Origin of the sequence: Sulfitobacter sp. (assembly GCF_039977885.1) — a bacterium.
GTDB lineage: Bacteria > Pseudomonadota > Alphaproteobacteria > Rhodobacterales > Rhodobacteraceae > Sulfitobacter.
On the sequence record NZ_JBDWCI010000020.1, the window covers coordinates 308,879 to 324,125 of the forward strand.

General features: G+C 57.5%; 16 protein-coding genes, 1 tRNA gene and 1 riboswitch. Of the genes, 5 read left to right on the forward strand and 12 right to left on the reverse strand.

The features are described from left to right. Positions 1-2 precede the first annotated feature (2 nt). The 3 genes from ABJM03_RS15175 to ABJM03_RS15185 are packed head-to-tail and all read right to left on the reverse strand — an operon-like array spanning position 3 to position 2,658. A complete protein-coding gene (locus tag ABJM03_RS15175; RefSeq protein WP_348418688.1) occupies positions 3-809 on the reverse strand; it encodes an IclR family transcriptional regulator in 807 nt (268 codons plus the stop codon). Between the two features lie 2 nt (positions 810-811). Continuing rightward, complete coding sequence (locus tag ABJM03_RS15180) at positions 812-1,837, reverse strand: phosphotransferase family protein (protein ID WP_348418689.1); 1,026 nt, start codon at positions 1,835-1,837, stop codon at positions 812-814. Beyond that, positions 1,837-2,658: an SDR family NAD(P)-dependent oxidoreductase gene (locus ABJM03_RS15185; protein WP_348418690.1), complete on the reverse strand. Its 822-nt coding sequence runs from the start codon at positions 2,656-2,658 to the stop codon at positions 1,837-1,839. Before ABJM03_RS15185 ends, ABJM03_RS15180 begins: the two co-directional genes overlap by 1 nt. A 195-nt stretch (positions 2,659-2,853) precedes the next feature. Between ABJM03_RS15185 and ABJM03_RS15190 the strand changes: the two genes are divergently transcribed. Further along, positions 2,854-3,852, forward strand: coding sequence for an NADPH:quinone oxidoreductase family protein (locus ABJM03_RS15190; protein WP_348418691.1), 999 nt, complete (start codon positions 2,854-2,856; stop codon positions 3,850-3,852). Positions 3,853-3,924: 72 nt separating this feature from the next. After that, positions 3,925-4,395 (forward strand): MaoC family dehydratase, encoded by a 471-nt coding sequence (locus ABJM03_RS15195; RefSeq protein WP_348418692.1) that lies wholly within the window; start codon positions 3,925-3,927, stop codon positions 4,393-4,395. A gap of 89 nt (positions 4,396-4,484) precedes the next feature. Here the strand turns inward: ABJM03_RS15195 and ABJM03_RS15200 are convergent. Beyond that, positions 4,485-4,560, reverse strand: a tRNA-Lys gene (locus ABJM03_RS15200). 106 nt (positions 4,561-4,666) lie between these two features. On the opposite strand from ABJM03_RS15200, the gene dapF reads away from it, so the two are divergent. Both dapF and mtaB read left to right on the forward strand, forming a co-directional pair. Beyond that, positions 4,667-5,521 carry a diaminopimelate epimerase gene (gene dapF / locus ABJM03_RS15205; protein ID WP_348419148.1) on the forward strand — a complete coding sequence of 285 codons (855 nt, stop codon included), beginning with the start codon at positions 4,667-4,669 and terminating at the stop codon, positions 5,519-5,521. Further along, the gene (gene mtaB, locus ABJM03_RS15210; RefSeq protein ID WP_348418693.1) at positions 5,518-6,771 is read left to right on the forward strand and encodes a tRNA (N(6)-L-threonylcarbamoyladenosine(37)-C(2))-methylthiotransferase MtaB; all 1,254 of its coding nucleotides are present in this window, start codon (positions 5,518-5,520) and stop codon (positions 6,769-6,771) included. Before dapF ends, mtaB begins: the two co-directional genes overlap by 4 nt. A gap of 306 nt (positions 6,772-7,077) precedes the next feature. Here mtaB and ABJM03_RS15215 read toward each other — a convergent pair whose 3' ends face one another. The 5 genes from ABJM03_RS15215 to ABJM03_RS15235 form a co-directional block, all read right to left on the reverse strand. After that, entirely contained in the window at positions 7,078-7,857 is a 780-nt protein-coding gene (locus ABJM03_RS15215) for a cytochrome c1 (protein ID WP_348418694.1), read from the reverse strand. 13 nt (positions 7,858-7,870) lie between these two features. After that, a complete protein-coding gene (petB, locus tag ABJM03_RS15220; RefSeq protein ID WP_348418695.1) occupies positions 7,871-9,214 on the reverse strand; it encodes a cytochrome b in 1,344 nt (447 codons plus the stop codon). Between the two features lie 12 nt (positions 9,215-9,226). Further along, complete coding sequence (gene petA / locus ABJM03_RS15225; RefSeq protein ID WP_348418696.1) at positions 9,227-9,814, reverse strand: ubiquinol-cytochrome c reductase iron-sulfur subunit; 588 nt, start codon at positions 9,812-9,814, stop codon at positions 9,227-9,229. A 180-nt stretch (positions 9,815-9,994) separates the two neighbouring features. After that, positions 9,995-10,606, reverse strand: coding sequence for a glutathione S-transferase (locus tag ABJM03_RS15230; protein WP_348418697.1), 612 nt, complete (start codon positions 10,604-10,606; stop codon positions 9,995-9,997). A gap of 69 nt (positions 10,607-10,675) precedes the next feature. After that, positions 10,676-11,299, reverse strand: coding sequence for an FMN-binding negative transcriptional regulator (locus ABJM03_RS15235; protein WP_348418698.1), 624 nt, complete (start codon positions 11,297-11,299; stop codon positions 10,676-10,678). Between the two features lie 63 nt (positions 11,300-11,362). Beyond that, positions 11,363-11,522: riboswitch (FMN riboswitch) on the forward strand. 80 nt (positions 11,523-11,602) lie between these two features. Here ABJM03_RS15235 and ABJM03_RS15240 point away from each other — a divergent pair. Next, a complete protein-coding gene (locus ABJM03_RS15240) occupies positions 11,603-12,031 on the forward strand; it encodes a 6,7-dimethyl-8-ribityllumazine synthase (protein ID WP_348418699.1) in 429 nt (142 codons plus the stop codon). On the opposite strand, the gene ABJM03_RS15245 is transcribed toward ABJM03_RS15240, so the two are convergent. Genes ABJM03_RS15245 through thiB form a run of 3 tightly spaced genes read right to left on the reverse strand, consistent with a single transcriptional unit; the run spans position 12,023 to position 15,226 of the window. Then, positions 12,023-12,715: an ATP-binding cassette domain-containing protein gene (locus ABJM03_RS15245; RefSeq protein WP_348418700.1), complete on the reverse strand. Its 693-nt coding sequence runs from the start codon at positions 12,713-12,715 to the stop codon at positions 12,023-12,025. The two genes, ABJM03_RS15240 and ABJM03_RS15245, sit on opposite strands and share 9 nt — an antisense overlap. Then, a complete protein-coding gene (locus ABJM03_RS15250; RefSeq protein WP_348418701.1) occupies positions 12,702-14,273 on the reverse strand; it encodes a thiamine/thiamine pyrophosphate ABC transporter permease ThiP in 1,572 nt (523 codons plus the stop codon). The genes ABJM03_RS15245 and ABJM03_RS15250 overlap by 14 nt, the downstream gene beginning before the upstream one ends. Beyond that, positions 14,249-15,226: a thiamine ABC transporter substrate binding subunit gene (gene thiB / locus ABJM03_RS15255; RefSeq protein ID WP_348418702.1), complete on the reverse strand. Its 978-nt coding sequence runs from the start codon at positions 15,224-15,226 to the stop codon at positions 14,249-14,251. The genes ABJM03_RS15250 and thiB overlap by 25 nt, the downstream gene beginning before the upstream one ends. Positions 15,227-15,247 lie beyond the last annotated feature (21 nt).

A 15,247-nucleotide genomic window follows, 5' to 3' on the forward strand; every position in this document is an offset into this window, starting at 1 on the left:
CGCTATGCCGGAGCCTGCTCATGACGCAGACTTAGGACCTCGGCCGCCTCGATCAAGCGACCGGCATAAGATGCCTCAAGCTGCTTGCGCTTGACCCGAAAGGCGGGGCCACCGGCGTTCAGCCCGTAAATACGCCCGTCATTCAATGCATAAACCGGCACTGCAATCCCGTTCACATCCGACCGCCACTGACCATAGCCAGTGCAAAATCCGTGGGTCTCGAACTCCTGCACAGCCTCTTTGTGGCAGGCGCGGGCGGCTTGTTCGATTTGGGCACCTTCGTTGCGGGCAAAGACAAATATCTGTTCACAGCGTTCTGGCGGGGTTGCGGCAAGGATTGCCTTTCCAATAGCCGACCGGAACAACGGCATACGGCCACCCACACCCATCATCAACGCAACCTGTTCAGTCGAATTTTCAGTGGCAAGATAGATCACTTCGGTACGGTGCTGCTCACCCAAGGCCAGACTGACAAACGGATTGGGCCCCTCGGCGCGCAGGGTCTTCATTTCGCTCTTGGCGCGTTCGCGGATGTCGATGGCCGCCAACCGCGCGAAACCCAGCCGCAGAACCCCCGCGCCCAGCCGGTAAGTCCCCACACGGCTGTCCGGCACGAGATAATCAAGCTGGCAAAGCGTATGGGTCAACCGTGACACTGTGGCCTTGGGCAGACCCGTACGTTCGGAGAAATCACTGTTGGTCAGCGATACATCATCCCGCCGGAAACAGCGCAAAATCTCAAGGCCCCGCGCAAGGGCCGTGACAAAATTACGGTCCTTGCCTTCGAGGTTCTGACCAAACTCTTCCATACTCAACCTCGTTTCAGCGCATCCAGCCCGTGTTGCGCGAACACCGGTACATAGGTGCCCAGCTTCATCGCATGTTCCGGATTGGACGCATTGCCGTCTATCGCACGTTTTAACACGCCCTGAATAATCGCCGCCATCCGGAAAAAGGTGAAGCCCAGATAATAGCCGAAATGGTCAATCCCGTTCAGCCCCCGCCGCGCGCAGTAGTCGGCAATAAACGCGTCATCCCGTGGCAGGCCAAGCGCGGCACGGTCCAACCCTCCCATACCGCGCCCTTCGGTGCCTGCCGGGAGTTGCCATTGCATGATCACAGCCGCCAGATCCGCAAAGGGATGACCAATGGTCGACAACTCCCAATCCAGCACCGCAAGACAATCCGTACCTGCACTGTCAAAAATCATATTATCGATCCGGAAGTCACCATGCACAAGCGTGCGCTGCCCGTCATCTTCGGGCCGCTGGGCGGCCAGCGCATCCATCAACCGGTCCATGTCTGGGATACTTTGGGTTTCGGACGCGCGATATTGTTTGGACCACCGCGCCACTTGCCGCTCGAAATAATTGCCCTCGGGGCCATAGTCAGCAAGACCGGCCGCATTGATATCGACACCGTGCAGCGCCGCCAGCACGCGGTTCATTTCCGATATTACGGCCTTGCGGTCGGTATTGTCCAACTCTGCCATCCGGGGTTCGCTGAAATTACGCCCCGACACATGGTCCATAATATAAAACATCGACCCGATAACGCTTTCATCCTCACACAGCAGATGCATCCGCGCCACAGGCACATCCGAGCCTTGCAGCGCGCTTTGCACCCGAAACTCGCGATCCACGGCATGCGCCGATTTCAACAGCGCACCAGACGGCTTACGCCGCAGCACATAGGCATGGGTAGCTGTCCTGAGCAGGAACGTCGGGTTGGACTGGCCGCCCTGAAACTTGGTAGCTGTCATCGCCCCCTCGAACCCCGGCAGGCGCTGCTTGAGGTAGGATTGAACCGCCCCCTCGTCGAGCATCAGCCCCGCCATCAGTGCAATGCCTGCTCAAATATATTCGGGCCCGACATAACGTTGATCCCGCCGGAAACAGGGATCACTGCACCCGTGACATAGGCCCCACCGCGCCCGCACAGGAACAACATGCAACCGCCGATATCCTCGTCACGGCCTACGCGCTTGAGCGGGACATCTCCGCCTACCTTGACGCGCATCTCTTCATCATGTGTCGCAAAGGCGGTCATCCGGCTCACAAACGGCCCCGGCGCCAACGCGTTTACAGTGATTGCATCCCCTGCCAGCTCTTTGGCCAAAATCTTGCTCAGGTGAATTACCGCCGCCTTGGAGGCAGAATAGCTATAGGCACCATCACCCATTTCTCGCTCCCCCATGACAGAGCCGACATTCACAACACGTGCGGGATCATCGACTGTGCCACCGGCGCGCAACATCGGCAGTAATTTCTGCGTCAGGTCAAACAGGCCCGCCACATTCACATTCATAACCTTTTCCCATGCCTTGAACGGAAAATCCCCCAATGGTGCACCCCAAGTGATGCCCGCGTTGTTCATCAATATATCAAGCCTGTCAGTATGGGCCTGCACCGCGCCGACCAGCGCATCGACACCTTCAGGCGTACCTACATCACCCGCAAAACCGATCACCCGCCCCGAGGCCCCCAATGCATTCAACTCTGTGGCCACGGCCTCACAGGCCTCACCCTTGCGCGAAGCAATCAATACCGTTGCCCCCGCCCGCATCAGCGCCTCCGCAGCCATACGGCCAATGCCAGTAGCACCGCCTGTGACCAAGGCCACTTTTCCCTCCAGTCCGAACAGTGTTTGAATATCCATGCCTAAATCCTCCCGATGCGACCCGTTTTCCGGCGTCATTGCGTTTATTATCCGCCACCCTCTATCCTCCCGACAAGGTGCAGACTCAATTTTCGGACAACTATTCCGCACAGCAGAATTACATTTCATTATCTCATTGACAAGCATCCCCCGCACTGCCCCCTTAAACCCCAAATCCAGCAAGGAGACAGACCGATGAAAGCAATGCTAAGCCATGAACTGGGCGGGCCCGAGACCCTAAAGCTGACCGAGCTGGACACACCAGCGCCCGACAAAAAGCAGGTGCTTGTTCGCGTCCATGCCGCGGGACTGAACTTCCCTGACACGCTGATTATTCAGGACCTCTACCAGATGAAGCCACCCCGCCCTTTCGCCCCGGGAGGTGAGATCGCAGGCGAGGTACTGGCTGTGGGTGCGGATGTTAGAGAGTTTGCAGTGGGAGACCGTGTGCTGGGGCTATGCGCGTTTGGCGGATTTGCTTCTCATATCGCTATCGACGCTGCGCAACTGATAAAGATCCCCGACGAGATGCCCTATGACGAAGCGGCATGCCTTATCTTCACCTATGGCACCTCGCATCATGCTCTCAAGAACCGCGCCGAAATCAAAGAGGGCGAGCAGCTGTTGATCCTTGGCGCTTCCGGCGGGGTGGGCACCGCCGCAATCGAGCTGGGGAAAGCCGCAGGCGCAAGGGTCATCGCGGCAGTATCCTCGGAAGAAAAAGCCCAGTTCTGCCGCGAAATGGGTGCAGATGAGACAATTATCTACTCCCTCGACATGGACAGCCGCGAAGCGCAAAAAGCCTTCACCACCCAGATCAGGAAGCTTGCAGGGGGCGACGGCGTGGATGTTGTCTATGACGCTGTGGGCGGCCCCTACGCCGAGCCTGCCGTGCGGGCGCTGGCGTGGCAGGGCCGATATCTGGTCGTAGGTTTTCCGGCTGGCATCCCTAAAATCCCCCTCAACCTCACCTTACTCAAAGGCAGCCAGATCGTCGGCGTCTTCTGGGGTGCACATACGCTGCGTGAGCCGATGCTACATGCCCAGAACATGGCCGACCTGCTGCGCCTGTACGCCAATGGCGCAATCAAACCCCGCATCTCTGCGCGCTTCAAACTAAAAGATGCTGCCGCCGCGCTTGAGCTGATGATGACGCGCAAAGTAATGGGCAAAGTCGTTGTGGAAATCACCTAGCCCCCCTGCGTTGCTGTGCCATAATTAGACAACGGCGCATTGCGTCACTCACTCCACATAAGGAACCACCCGATGTCGGCACGCGATGAAGCTCTTAAAGCTGCCCAACAGCAAATCGGCACGGAAACAGGCGTGTCGAACTGGATCACCGTGGATCAAAAGATGATCGACGATTTTGCCAAAGCCACCCATGATGACCAATGGATTCACGTCGACCCAGAACGCGCCGCGGCCCAAAGCCCCTTTGGCGGCGCAATCGCCCACGGATTTCTGACGCTCTCGCTCGCCAGCCGGTTTGCCTATGATTGTTTTGACATGCTGCCCGGGCAAGTGATGGCGGTCAATTATGGCATGAATAAATTGCGCTTCCTCAAACCTGTCCTCGCGGGGTCGCGCCTGCGCGGCCGCTTTATCCTGCAACAAGCCATCGCAAAGAAGCCTACCAATATGTTGCGCACGAATCTGCTTACCATTGAAATCGAGGGTGAGAAATCTCCGGCCCTGATTGCCGAATGGTTGGGGCTTGCAGTGTTTGAAGATTAACTTGGCACTCCTCGCGCCAACCAGATCAATGCAACGGTAGCTGAAACAAATAACGGGCTAGCAGTTTCCTGCTAACCCGTTGAAATGAGTGGTGAGCCCTGATGGGTTCGAACCATCGACCTACTGATTAAAAGTCAGTTGCTCTACCAGCTGAGCTAAGGGCCCACTGACGCGGTGTTTAGAAACCTGCACGGTTAGGGTCAACCCCCATAACGCACGAATTCTGGTAAGTCTGCTGGAATAATTGCAAGGCTACGGTTATATGCGCCCAATGACCCAGATAAACCTCGCCCCATTACCGTTTATGAAGATGCACGGCCTCGGAAACGACTTTGTCGTGCTGGATGCGCGCGCGCCAGAATCTGCGTTGCTTGAGGGCGATTCCGGGCTTCCACAGGGGCTTGTGCGTGGAATTGCACATCGCCAGATGGGAATCGGCTTTGATCAACTGGCCCTGATCACCCAAGATCACGAATCGCTTTACCTGACATTCTACAATGCAGACGGTTCAACCGCCGGTGCTTGCGGCAATGCGACCCGCTGCGTAGCCCGTTACCTGATGGACGAATCTGGTGCCAAATCGGTTACCCTTGTGACAGAGCGCGGAGAGCTACATGCCATCGACATGGGTAATGGCCTCACGTCAGTGAATATGGGCCATCCGCAGCTGGAATGGCACGAGGTCCCCCTTGCCCGTGAAATGGATACGCTGAACCTACCCATCGACGGCGCGCCAACGGCCACGGGAATGGGGAACCCTCATTGCACTTTCTTTGTCGAGAACGCACAGGCCGTTGATCTGCCGACCTTCGGTGCGCTTCACGAACATCACCCGCTTTATCCGCAACGCACCAATGTGCAGGTCGCCGAGATCACAGGAACCGACCGCATCCGCATGCGCGTCTGGGAACGTGGCGTGGGCATTACACTGGCGTCGGGCTCATCATCCTGCGCCACAGCAGTTGCAGCCGCACGGTGCGGCCTTACAGGGCGTTGTGTGACAATTAATCTGGATGGCGGAACCCTTCAGATCGACTGGCGTGATGACGGGGTCTGGATGACTGGCGAAACCATGCATGTCGCGGACGGCACATTCACCCCTGCCTTCCTGCGGAGCTGTTTATGAGCGCGCCTATCTTCTCCAACCACGGTTGTCGGCTTAACCAGTATGAACTGGAAGCCATGAAAGAACTCGCAGACACTGCGGGCCTGCGCGATGCTGTGGTGATCAACACCTGCGCTGTCACCGCCGAGGCCGTGCGTAAGGCCCGTCAGGATATTCGCAAGTTGCGCAAGGAAAACCCCGACGCACGACTGATCGTAACCGGCTGCGCCGCACAGACTGAACCCGCGACCTTTACCGCCATGCCCGAAGTCGATGCCGTGATCGGCAACACAGAAAAGATGCTGGGCGAGACATGGCAGGGGCTGGCCGCTGATTTCATCGGCGAAACAGAGGCCTTGCAGGTCGATGATATCATGTCGGTGACCGAAACAGCCGGCCATCTGATTGACGGCTTTGGCACCCGCAGCCGCGCCTATGTGCAGGTGCAAAACGGCTGCGATCACCGCTGCACCTTCTGTATTATCCCTTACGGCCGCGGCAATTCCCGTTCGGTCCCCGCCGGCGTTGTGGTCGAGCAGATCAAGCGTCTGGTGGATAAGGGCTTTAACGAGGTCGTCCTCACCGGTGTTGACCTTACTTCATGGGGTGCGGATCTGCCTGCAACCCCGCGCCTTGGCGATCTGGTCATGCGCATTCTGAAACTGGTGCCGGATTTGCCGCGCCTCAGGATTAGCTCGATTGATTCGATCGAGGTCGATGAGAACCTGATGCAAGCCATCGCAACCGAACCGCGGCTGATGCCTCATTTGCATCTGTCGCTTCAGCACGGCGATGACATGATTCTCAAGCGGATGAAGCGCCGGCACCTGCGCGATGATGCGATCGAATTTTGCGCCCAAGCACGCAAGCTGCGGCCCGACATGACCTTTGGCGCAGATATCATCGCAGGTTTCCCGACCGAAACAGACGCCATGTTCGAGAATGCCCTGAAAATGGTTGAGGAATGCGACCTTACATGGTTGCACGTTTTCCCCTACTCAGCCCGCGAAGGCACACCAGCGGCACGTATGCCACCGGTGAACGGCAAGGTCATTAAACAACGCGCTGCACGCCTGCGCGACGCCGGTGAGGCGCAAGTACAGACACATCTGACCGCACAAGTGGGCAAACAGCACGCGGTGTTGATGGAAAACGCCCATATGGGCCGTACCGAACAATTCGCCGAAGTGCGGTTTACCCAGCCACAAAGCGAAGGTAGCATCGTGCAGACCCGTATTCAGGCGCAGACAGGTGTACACCTGCAGGCATGAGCCGGGGCAACATCTGAACAGGCTCCAAGGCAGGGCATTATATTTAATCCCCCTTTCCGGCTTAGGCTTGCTGGCCACGGCCTCCCCCTATCAGCGCGACGCGGGAAACGGCCTCAAAGACGCTGAAGGTTTACTGAACGGACCAAAGTTGAGCATGCGGCAATTATGACTGCCATCCCGCCCTCACATTCGGGGGGCTTTCTATTTGATAGAGCCACCTGACCCACACCACAGGCCTCACGGGAATTGAAAAACGCCCACAGCAAAAGCTATGGGCGTTCATTCATTCCAAGGCTCTGGCCAAGATCAGTCTTTATATTTGACCGATGCCCACAGACGCTTGTTTGTCAGGTACAGCAGCACAGACAGAAGTGTCAGGAAAATAACACCTGCAAGGCCAGCCTGCTTGCGGTTGCCCAGCTTTGGCTCGGCAGTCCACATCAGGAAGGCTGCAACATCTTCCGACATTGCATGAACCGAATTGGAGTGGCCGTCGGCGAATTCGACCGCTTCGTCATACAGCGGCGGTGCCATAGAGATCCAACCGCCCTCGAAATATTCGTTTTCGTACAGCGTCACACCAGCTTGGGTTTTTTCCTCGCCAGTATAGCCGTGCATCAAGGCCGCGATATATTCCGCGCCACCAAAACCATACAGCAGCTGATTGATGCCCAACCCGTAAGGGCCGGAAAATGCTTTACGCTTTTTCGCCATCAGGGACAGGTCAGGCGCGTTTGACAAGGCTGATTTCGGGAAGTGGTCCACAGGAGTTGCTGCGCGGAAATCATCCAGCTCAGGGTCGAAAACTTCCCATTGTTTGGAATATTCGATCACCTGCTCTTCGGGAAGCGACGGGCCGCCCTCATCGCCAAGCGTCCGCAAAGGCACATATTGCAGACCATGACAGGCCGAGCAAACTTCGGTGTAGATTTGCAGACCGCGCTGAAGCTGGTTCACATCATAAGAGCCGAACGGACCATCAAAGGAAAAGTCGATGTTTTCGATCGGTGCGTGGGCTTCGCCCGCCGCAAATGCGGCGGGAGCGGTAAGCGCCATAACAGCGCTGAGGAGTGTTGCTTTGATCATGTTCATCTCTGGTTTACTCCGCAGGGTTCACGACAGTGGTCGTGCCGCCGACTTTTGGCGCATAATGCGCGTCAAAGTCTTCCTCGATGGTTTCGGGAATAGGCAGTGGTTTTTCAATCACGCCCAATAGCGGCAGGATTACCAGGAAGTAGGCAAACCAATAGGTGGACGCGATCAACGAGAAGGTCGCGTAAGGCTCTTCTGCGGGCATTGCACCCAGCCACATCAGTGCGAAGAAATCAAACACCAACAGCCAGAACCACCATTTGAACATCGGGCGGTAACGGCCCGAACGCACGCGGCTGGTATCCAGCCATGGCACTGCCGCCATCACAGCAATCGCACCGAACATCGCCAGAACACCAAAGAACTTGGCGTCGATGATGCCACCGGACAGGGTTTCGGCGATGATAACCACCCAAACCTCGGAGGTGAATGCACGCAGGATCGCGTAGAAGGGCAGGAAATACCATTCAGGCACGATGTGCGCAGGCGTCGCCAATGCGTTGGCTTCAATATAGTTGTCAGGGTGACCAAGGTAGTTTGGCATAAACCCGACCACCGCAAAGAACACCACAAGGATCACGGCCAGCGCAAACAGGTCCTTGATCACAAAGTAGGGCCAGAACGGCAGCGTGTCTTTTTCAGCTTCTTCCTTGGACGTGCGGCGCACATCAACACCGGTCGGGTTGTTGTTGCCTGTGTGGTGGAACGCCCAGATGTGCAGGATCACAAGACCCGCAATCACGAAGGGCAGCAAGAAGTGCAACGAGAAGAAGCGGTTCAGTGTTGCGTTATCAACGGCAGGACCGCCCAGCAGCAGTGTCTGGATTGCTTCACCAACAAACGGCACCGCACCAAACAGGCCTGTAATAACGGTCGCACCCCAAAAGGACATTTGCCCCCATGGCAAAACGTATCCCATAAACGCCGTCGCCATCATCAACAGATAGATGATCATGCCGATGATCCACGTGATCTCACGCGGGGCTTTGTACGAGCCATAGTAGAGGCCCCGGAAGATATGCGCATAAACCGCAATAAAGAACAGCGATGCGCCGTTCATGTGCAAATAACGCAGCATAAAGCCGCCGTTCACATCGCGCATAATATGCTCGATCGACGCAAACGCCGCATCCGTGCTGGGCGTATAGTGCATAGCCAGCACAACACCGGTGACGATTTGCAACGCCAGACAGAACGTCAGAACAATGCCCCAGATCCACATCCAGTTCAGGTTCTTGGGTGTAGGGATCATCAGTGTGTCATACATAAGACCAACGATCGGTAGGCGCGTGTGAATCCACTTTTCGCCTTTGGACTTTGGTTCGTAATGGTCGTGAGGAATTCCAGACATATGTTGTTTCCTTTAGCCCAATTTGATCGTTGAAGCGTCTGTCCATACGGCAGGCGGGATGGGCAGGTTTTCTGGTGCAGGACCCTTACGGATACGGCCAGACAAATCATAGTGCGAACCGTGACATGGGCAGAACCAACCGCCAAAATCACCGGCATCCGCCAAAGGCACACAGCCAAGGTGTGTGCAAACGCCCATCTGGACGATCCATGCACCAGCCGCTTCACCTTCAGGCGATGGCATAACGCGGTTTTCATCCGTCGCCGCAGCATTTGGATCGGTCAGGTTCGCGTTGCGCGCGCTTGCGTCAATCAATGCGCCTTGAGCAGCTTCGTCCTGCGCTTTGGCTTCCTGAATTTCTGCACCGCTGCGGTGGCGGATAAAGACGGGTTTGCCCAACCATTTGACGGTCAACTGCGATCCCGGTTCAACCCCGCTCACGTCAACGCGAATGGAGGACAACGCCAGAACGTCTGCGGAAGGGTTCATCTGGTTGACCAATGGCCAAACAGCAGCACCGACGGCAACAGCACCTGTACCCGCTGTTGCATAATAGAGGAAGTCCCTCCGGTTGCCTTCGATATCATCAGCTTGTGACACGTGGGTTCCTCCGTATTTCGGCCGATATCGGCCAACAGGTATAAAAGTGCGCGAATTCCCGCACACCGGACATTGCTGTGTTGTCTAACTTGCAGCGCCTCACCCGTCTAGATGGATAAGAGACGCAAACCGTCACAGTTGCGATAAAATCAACCCCTATCTGGTGCAAATTTTTGCGAACTACCCTGCCGGCGGCACTGTGGAAACCATTGAAGGGCGCGATTCGAAGGCTTTAAACCACGCTGCCAACTGGTCATTCCCGTGCCTCCAGTCCCGCGCGCCGTGCCGGAAATCAACATAGGCAAGCGCACAAGCGACCGCGATCTGCCCCATATCCAAAGGGCCGGACAAGTGGCTCATCCAGCGCGTATTCAGCGCCACCACAGCGCGGGCAATTTTATCCCACTGCCCCTCGACCCACTCGGGCATCTGCTTGTCTTGCGGGCGCAGCCGCCCCTCATAGGTCATCAATAGAGCCGCATCCAGAATACCATCCGCTGTGGCCTCAAGAGTAAGTGTCTCCCAACGGCGCGCGCCAGACGGATACAGCCGATCACCCGCACGCGCATCCAGATAAGCCGTGATCACACGGCTGTCATAAAGGGTCGGACCATCGGGCCGCTCAAGCGCGGGCACCTTGGCCAGTGGGTTTTTGGTCAACAACCCTCCATCCGCAGCCAAAGGTGTAGTCGCCACGTTGATCACCTCAACATCACCAAGCTGCCCTGTCTCTTCGAGCAGAATCATAACCTTGCGCACATAGGGGGAGGTCGGAGCGTAATAGAGCTTCATGTTGGTCATCCTTTTATTAGGGTCTTTGGTCCCACTCTTCCCGCCATGCCGCGCCGGCGCAACACAATGTTAAAGGTGATCTAGGTCGCGCATCATGGCCGCAATCGCCCCGACATCGCTACCGATGCCATGCTCGGCCATCTGGCCCGCCGCATCTCTGCGCACCGTATCAGGTTTGTTTTGACCCAACTTCCATGTCCCATCCACGCCCATCAGGGTAAACCGGAAAGGCACAATCATCCGCATCATCTTTTCCAGCACTTCGGGTGTCATTTTAGCGGTGGTCCATGGCGTCTTTGGCAAAAGTTGCGCCTCATAAGCCTCCGATTGGCGGTCCAGCATATCGCGCATGACCTCCTGCGGCAGCCGCTCCAGCGTTCCGGACAAATGCACGGCGATGTAATTCCACGTCGGCACCTGATCCGGCACCCCATACCAATCCGGCGAAACGTAACTATCCGGCCCCGACACGGCGATTTTGGCCGGATGCGGCCCCTCCCCCATGCGCGCAATCGGGTTAGAGCGGACAAGGTGCAAATCCGCCTGCGTCCCCTCCGTGTTCAATAAAAACGGCACGTGGCTCAGATGCGGCAGGCCTTCCTCGACCACTGCCAACACGCCAAACCCACGCGCCCGTGCAAAGGCCAGATTGCGTGCTGTATCTGCGTCATGGAAGACAGGATTGGGATGCACGTGACGTTCCTTTAGATAAGCACGATAAACTATTGCAGAGGCAGTGCATGCTTGGCAATCTGGCAGAATTCTCAGGGCGGGGCGAAATTCCCCACCGGCGGTATGAAGGCGCAGTCCTTTGAGCCCGCGAGCGCAACGCGCCCCTTAACAGGGAACGCTTGGTCAAGCAGATCCGGTGAGATGCCGGAGCCGACGGTCATAGTCCGGATGGAAGAGAATGCAGGGTTTCAGCCACGCCGCAAGGTGCGGCCGTAAGCCTGTGATCGCCTTGGGTGGACGTGTTTGAACCTAAAGGAGATCACCATGACAGACACCCCCGCCCGCTTCGCCTTTGTCAAAGCGCAATGGCATGCAGATATCGTAGACCGTGCATTGGACGGTTTTGCCGAAGCCTCGCCCGATGCGCAAACGGATGTCTTTGATGTACCCGGCGCGTTTGAAATGCCGCTCAAAGCTCAGCAATTGGCAAAGACGGGCAAATATGATGCCATCATCTGTGCCGCCTTTGTGGTTGATGGCGGCATCTATCGCCATGATTTTGTCGCCGCAGCTGTGGTCGACGGGTTGATGCGCGTGGGCCTTGATACCGGTGTGCCAGTGCTTTCGGTTTCACTGACACCGCACCAATATCAAGAGACAGAGCATCACAACACCATCTACCGCGCGCATTTCATCGAGAAAGGCCGCGAGGCCGCCCGCGCCGCAATGGCGCTGACCTCAGGCTCAACCTAAATAGGCGCGCAATTCCGGCGGTGGATCATCCAGCAATGCTGCCGCCGGACGTGGGCTCTGCGCGCGCCCACCCTCCACAAAAATCACCTCATCTGCAATGCGCCGGACGTCCTCTGGCGCATGGGTCACCATCACCAATGCTGCACCTGTTTGCGTGACCAAATCCTGCACTAAATCCAGCATCTCATTGCGCAGCGCAGGCCCCAATGCCGCAAAGGGTTCATCCAGCAGAACAAAGGGTCGCGCCTGCACCAACACTCGTGCCAATGCCGCGCGGCTTTGCTGCCCACCCGACAGATTTCCGGGCCGCCGATCTGCGTAACCTGCCAGACCGACCCGTGCCAAGGCATCCGCGACAAGGCCACGCTGTGCCCCATCCAGTCGCAAATCAGGGCGCAGCCCAAGGCCCACATTCTGCGCCACGCTTAGATGCGGGAAAAGGTTATTGTCCTGAAACAGCATCGTCATAGGGCGCGCACCAGGGGCCAAGCCGGCGATGTCCTTTCCCTCCCAAAGCAGCTTTCCTTTGGCCAGGGGCACAAACCCACACAAGGCCCCAAGTAAGGTCGATTTGCCAGCGCCCGAGGGACCGATCACAGCGTATTTGCGTGCCGGCTCTAACGCAAAATCAGCCGCCATCTCAAAGTCGTCTTGCACGACCTGCGCACCCTCAAGCCTCAGCATGCATCCGCCCTCCCTTATCGCACAGCCAGAAAATCCCAAGGCTAAGACCCAACAACACCAGCGCGGCCCCCGCCGCGGCATCCATCCGATACGCGCCCATCAAACGCACCATCTGAAGAGGCAACGTCACCCGCTCAGGATCCGCAAACAGCGCGATCACCCCCAGATCGCCCATCGACAACGCCCCAGTTAAACCCGCAGCAAACCCTATCTGTGGACGCAGCCGCGGCAACAGCACAACCCGCCAAAGGCTCCATCCCCCCAGCCCCAGCATGATGCTCATCCGTCCGTAGTGCTGCACCGTCGCTCGCAGAGGAGGGATAAGAATCCGCAAGGCAAACGGCAGCGCCATCAGCGCATTCACCAGAACCGTCACAGGCAAGACAAAGGCAAAAGGATCGACATAAGGGTTGATTACGATGAACCACCCCGTCCCGATCATCAGCGGAGAGGCGGCAAGGCCCAACAGGCCAATCGCCTCGATGCGCGCGTTCGCACGCCCCGCAATCCAGCCCGCCATCGGCAGAGCCAGCAGCAACAGCACCACAATGCTGGCCAAAGCCACGGCCACAGATGTGCCCGCCGCATAATACACCGAAACTGGCATCGACTGGATGCCCATTGCACCGCGCAACACAACGGCCCCCAACGGAACAAGCAAGAACAGCGCCGCCAACCCAATCGCCAGAAAATCGCCCAGCCGCTGCAGCCCGCCTTTTGCATCCCAGCGTGGCATAATCCGGTCCAGCCCACCGCCCACTGGCAAGGCAGGCACCAGCCACAAGGCCATCACAGCCATTGCCCCCGCAAGCAGCAGCTGAACAACCGACAAAAGCGCCGCACGACCCAGATCAAAATCAAACCGGAACGCTTGATAGATCGCCAGCTCGATCGTCGTGGCCCGCGGCCCGCCGCCCAGCGTCAGCGCCACCGCAAAGCTGGTCAGGCAAACAACAAAAATCAACGCCAGCGCGCCGGGCACGATCTGCCCTAGCATGGGCAATTCAACAGCGCGGAAAACAGCAGGCGGAGTCATGCGCAATTGCGCCACAAGCCGGAATTGTTCCGAAGGGATATTTTGCCAGCCCTGTAAAATCAGGCGCGTGGCCAGCGGCATGTTGAAAAACACATGCGCCAGCACGACACCGTGAAACCCGTAGATCGACACAGACGGCAAACCCACCGTCTCCAGCAGCGCATTCACCCAACCGCTACGGCCAAATACCGTCAACAAACCCAACACGGCCACAATCACCGGCAGGATAAAGGGCGCCCCAAGCAGCGTCACCAACAGGCCCCGCCCCGCAAACCGCCGCCGCGCCAAAGCCCGCGCAACCGGCACCGCAAGGAGAACTGAAAGAAAGGATGAGCACGCAGCCTGCAAAACCGTAAACCGGATCGCAGCCCAATCCGCAGGCCCCAAACCCGCGCCCGCCTCTGCGCGGCTCATCACCGCCAGCAGAGCAAGAAGGATCAGCGCGCACACCAAAAGCGCCGCGCTGATCCCCGTCTTTTTACTGATGAAAAGTCCCGCTACTGGGACAAGGCGCCGAGCCATTCGCTCAACGCTTCCTCACGCAGAGGTCCAACCTCATCCGATGGCACCAACAGCGCCTTTTCAGGCACAATAAGTGTCTCGAACCCTGCAGGCAGACCCGCCTCAGGGGTCACAGCCGGATACATCCAATTCGTGGTCGGCAAAATTGCCTGTGCGGCATCCGACACCATGAACTTCACAAATGCCTCTGCCAACTCGGGCTGGTCTGACCCTTCCAGCACGCCTGCGACCTCGATCTGCATGTAGTGCCCTTCGTCAAAGGCGGCGGCGGTTTTGCTGTCGTCCTCTTCTGCGATCAAATGATATGCAGGGGACGTGGTATAGCTCAGCACCATATCCGCCTCGCCTTCCAGAAACAGGCCATAGGCCTCAGACCACCCTTTGGTCACGGTGACCACATTATCGGCCAAGGCCTCCCAAATTGCAGGGGCCTCCTCCCCGTAGGCGGCTTTCACCCACATCAACAGGCCCAGACCGGGCGTGGAAGACCGCGGATCTTGAATCACGATCTTCAGATCGCTCTCGCCCAATGCTTTGAAATTGGCAGGCGCGCTTAGGTCTTTGTTGTGAACAAAGGCGAAGTAACCCCAATCATAGGGCGCGAATACCGGATCAGCCCATGTCACAGGCAGCGTGTACTCGGCGCTCACCGCTGTTTCTTTGAACAACCCTGTGTCCTTGGCCGCCGCGATCAGTGAGGTATCCAACCCCATCACCACATCCGCGTCAGAGCGTGCCCCTTCGAGCTTAAGCCGCGCAAGCAATGCCGCGCCATCGCCCATTCCAACCAACTTGAGATCACACCCGCAGGTTTCCTCAAACGCTTTTTCAATCGCAGGGCCCGGACCCCAATCGCTCACAAAACTGTCGTAAGTGAAAACGGTCAGTTCAGGTGTCTCGGCCCAAGCAGCCGAAGCTGCCAATGTTGCAGTCGCAAACGTGAGATACTTCATAGCATCCTCCAAATTGCGGCG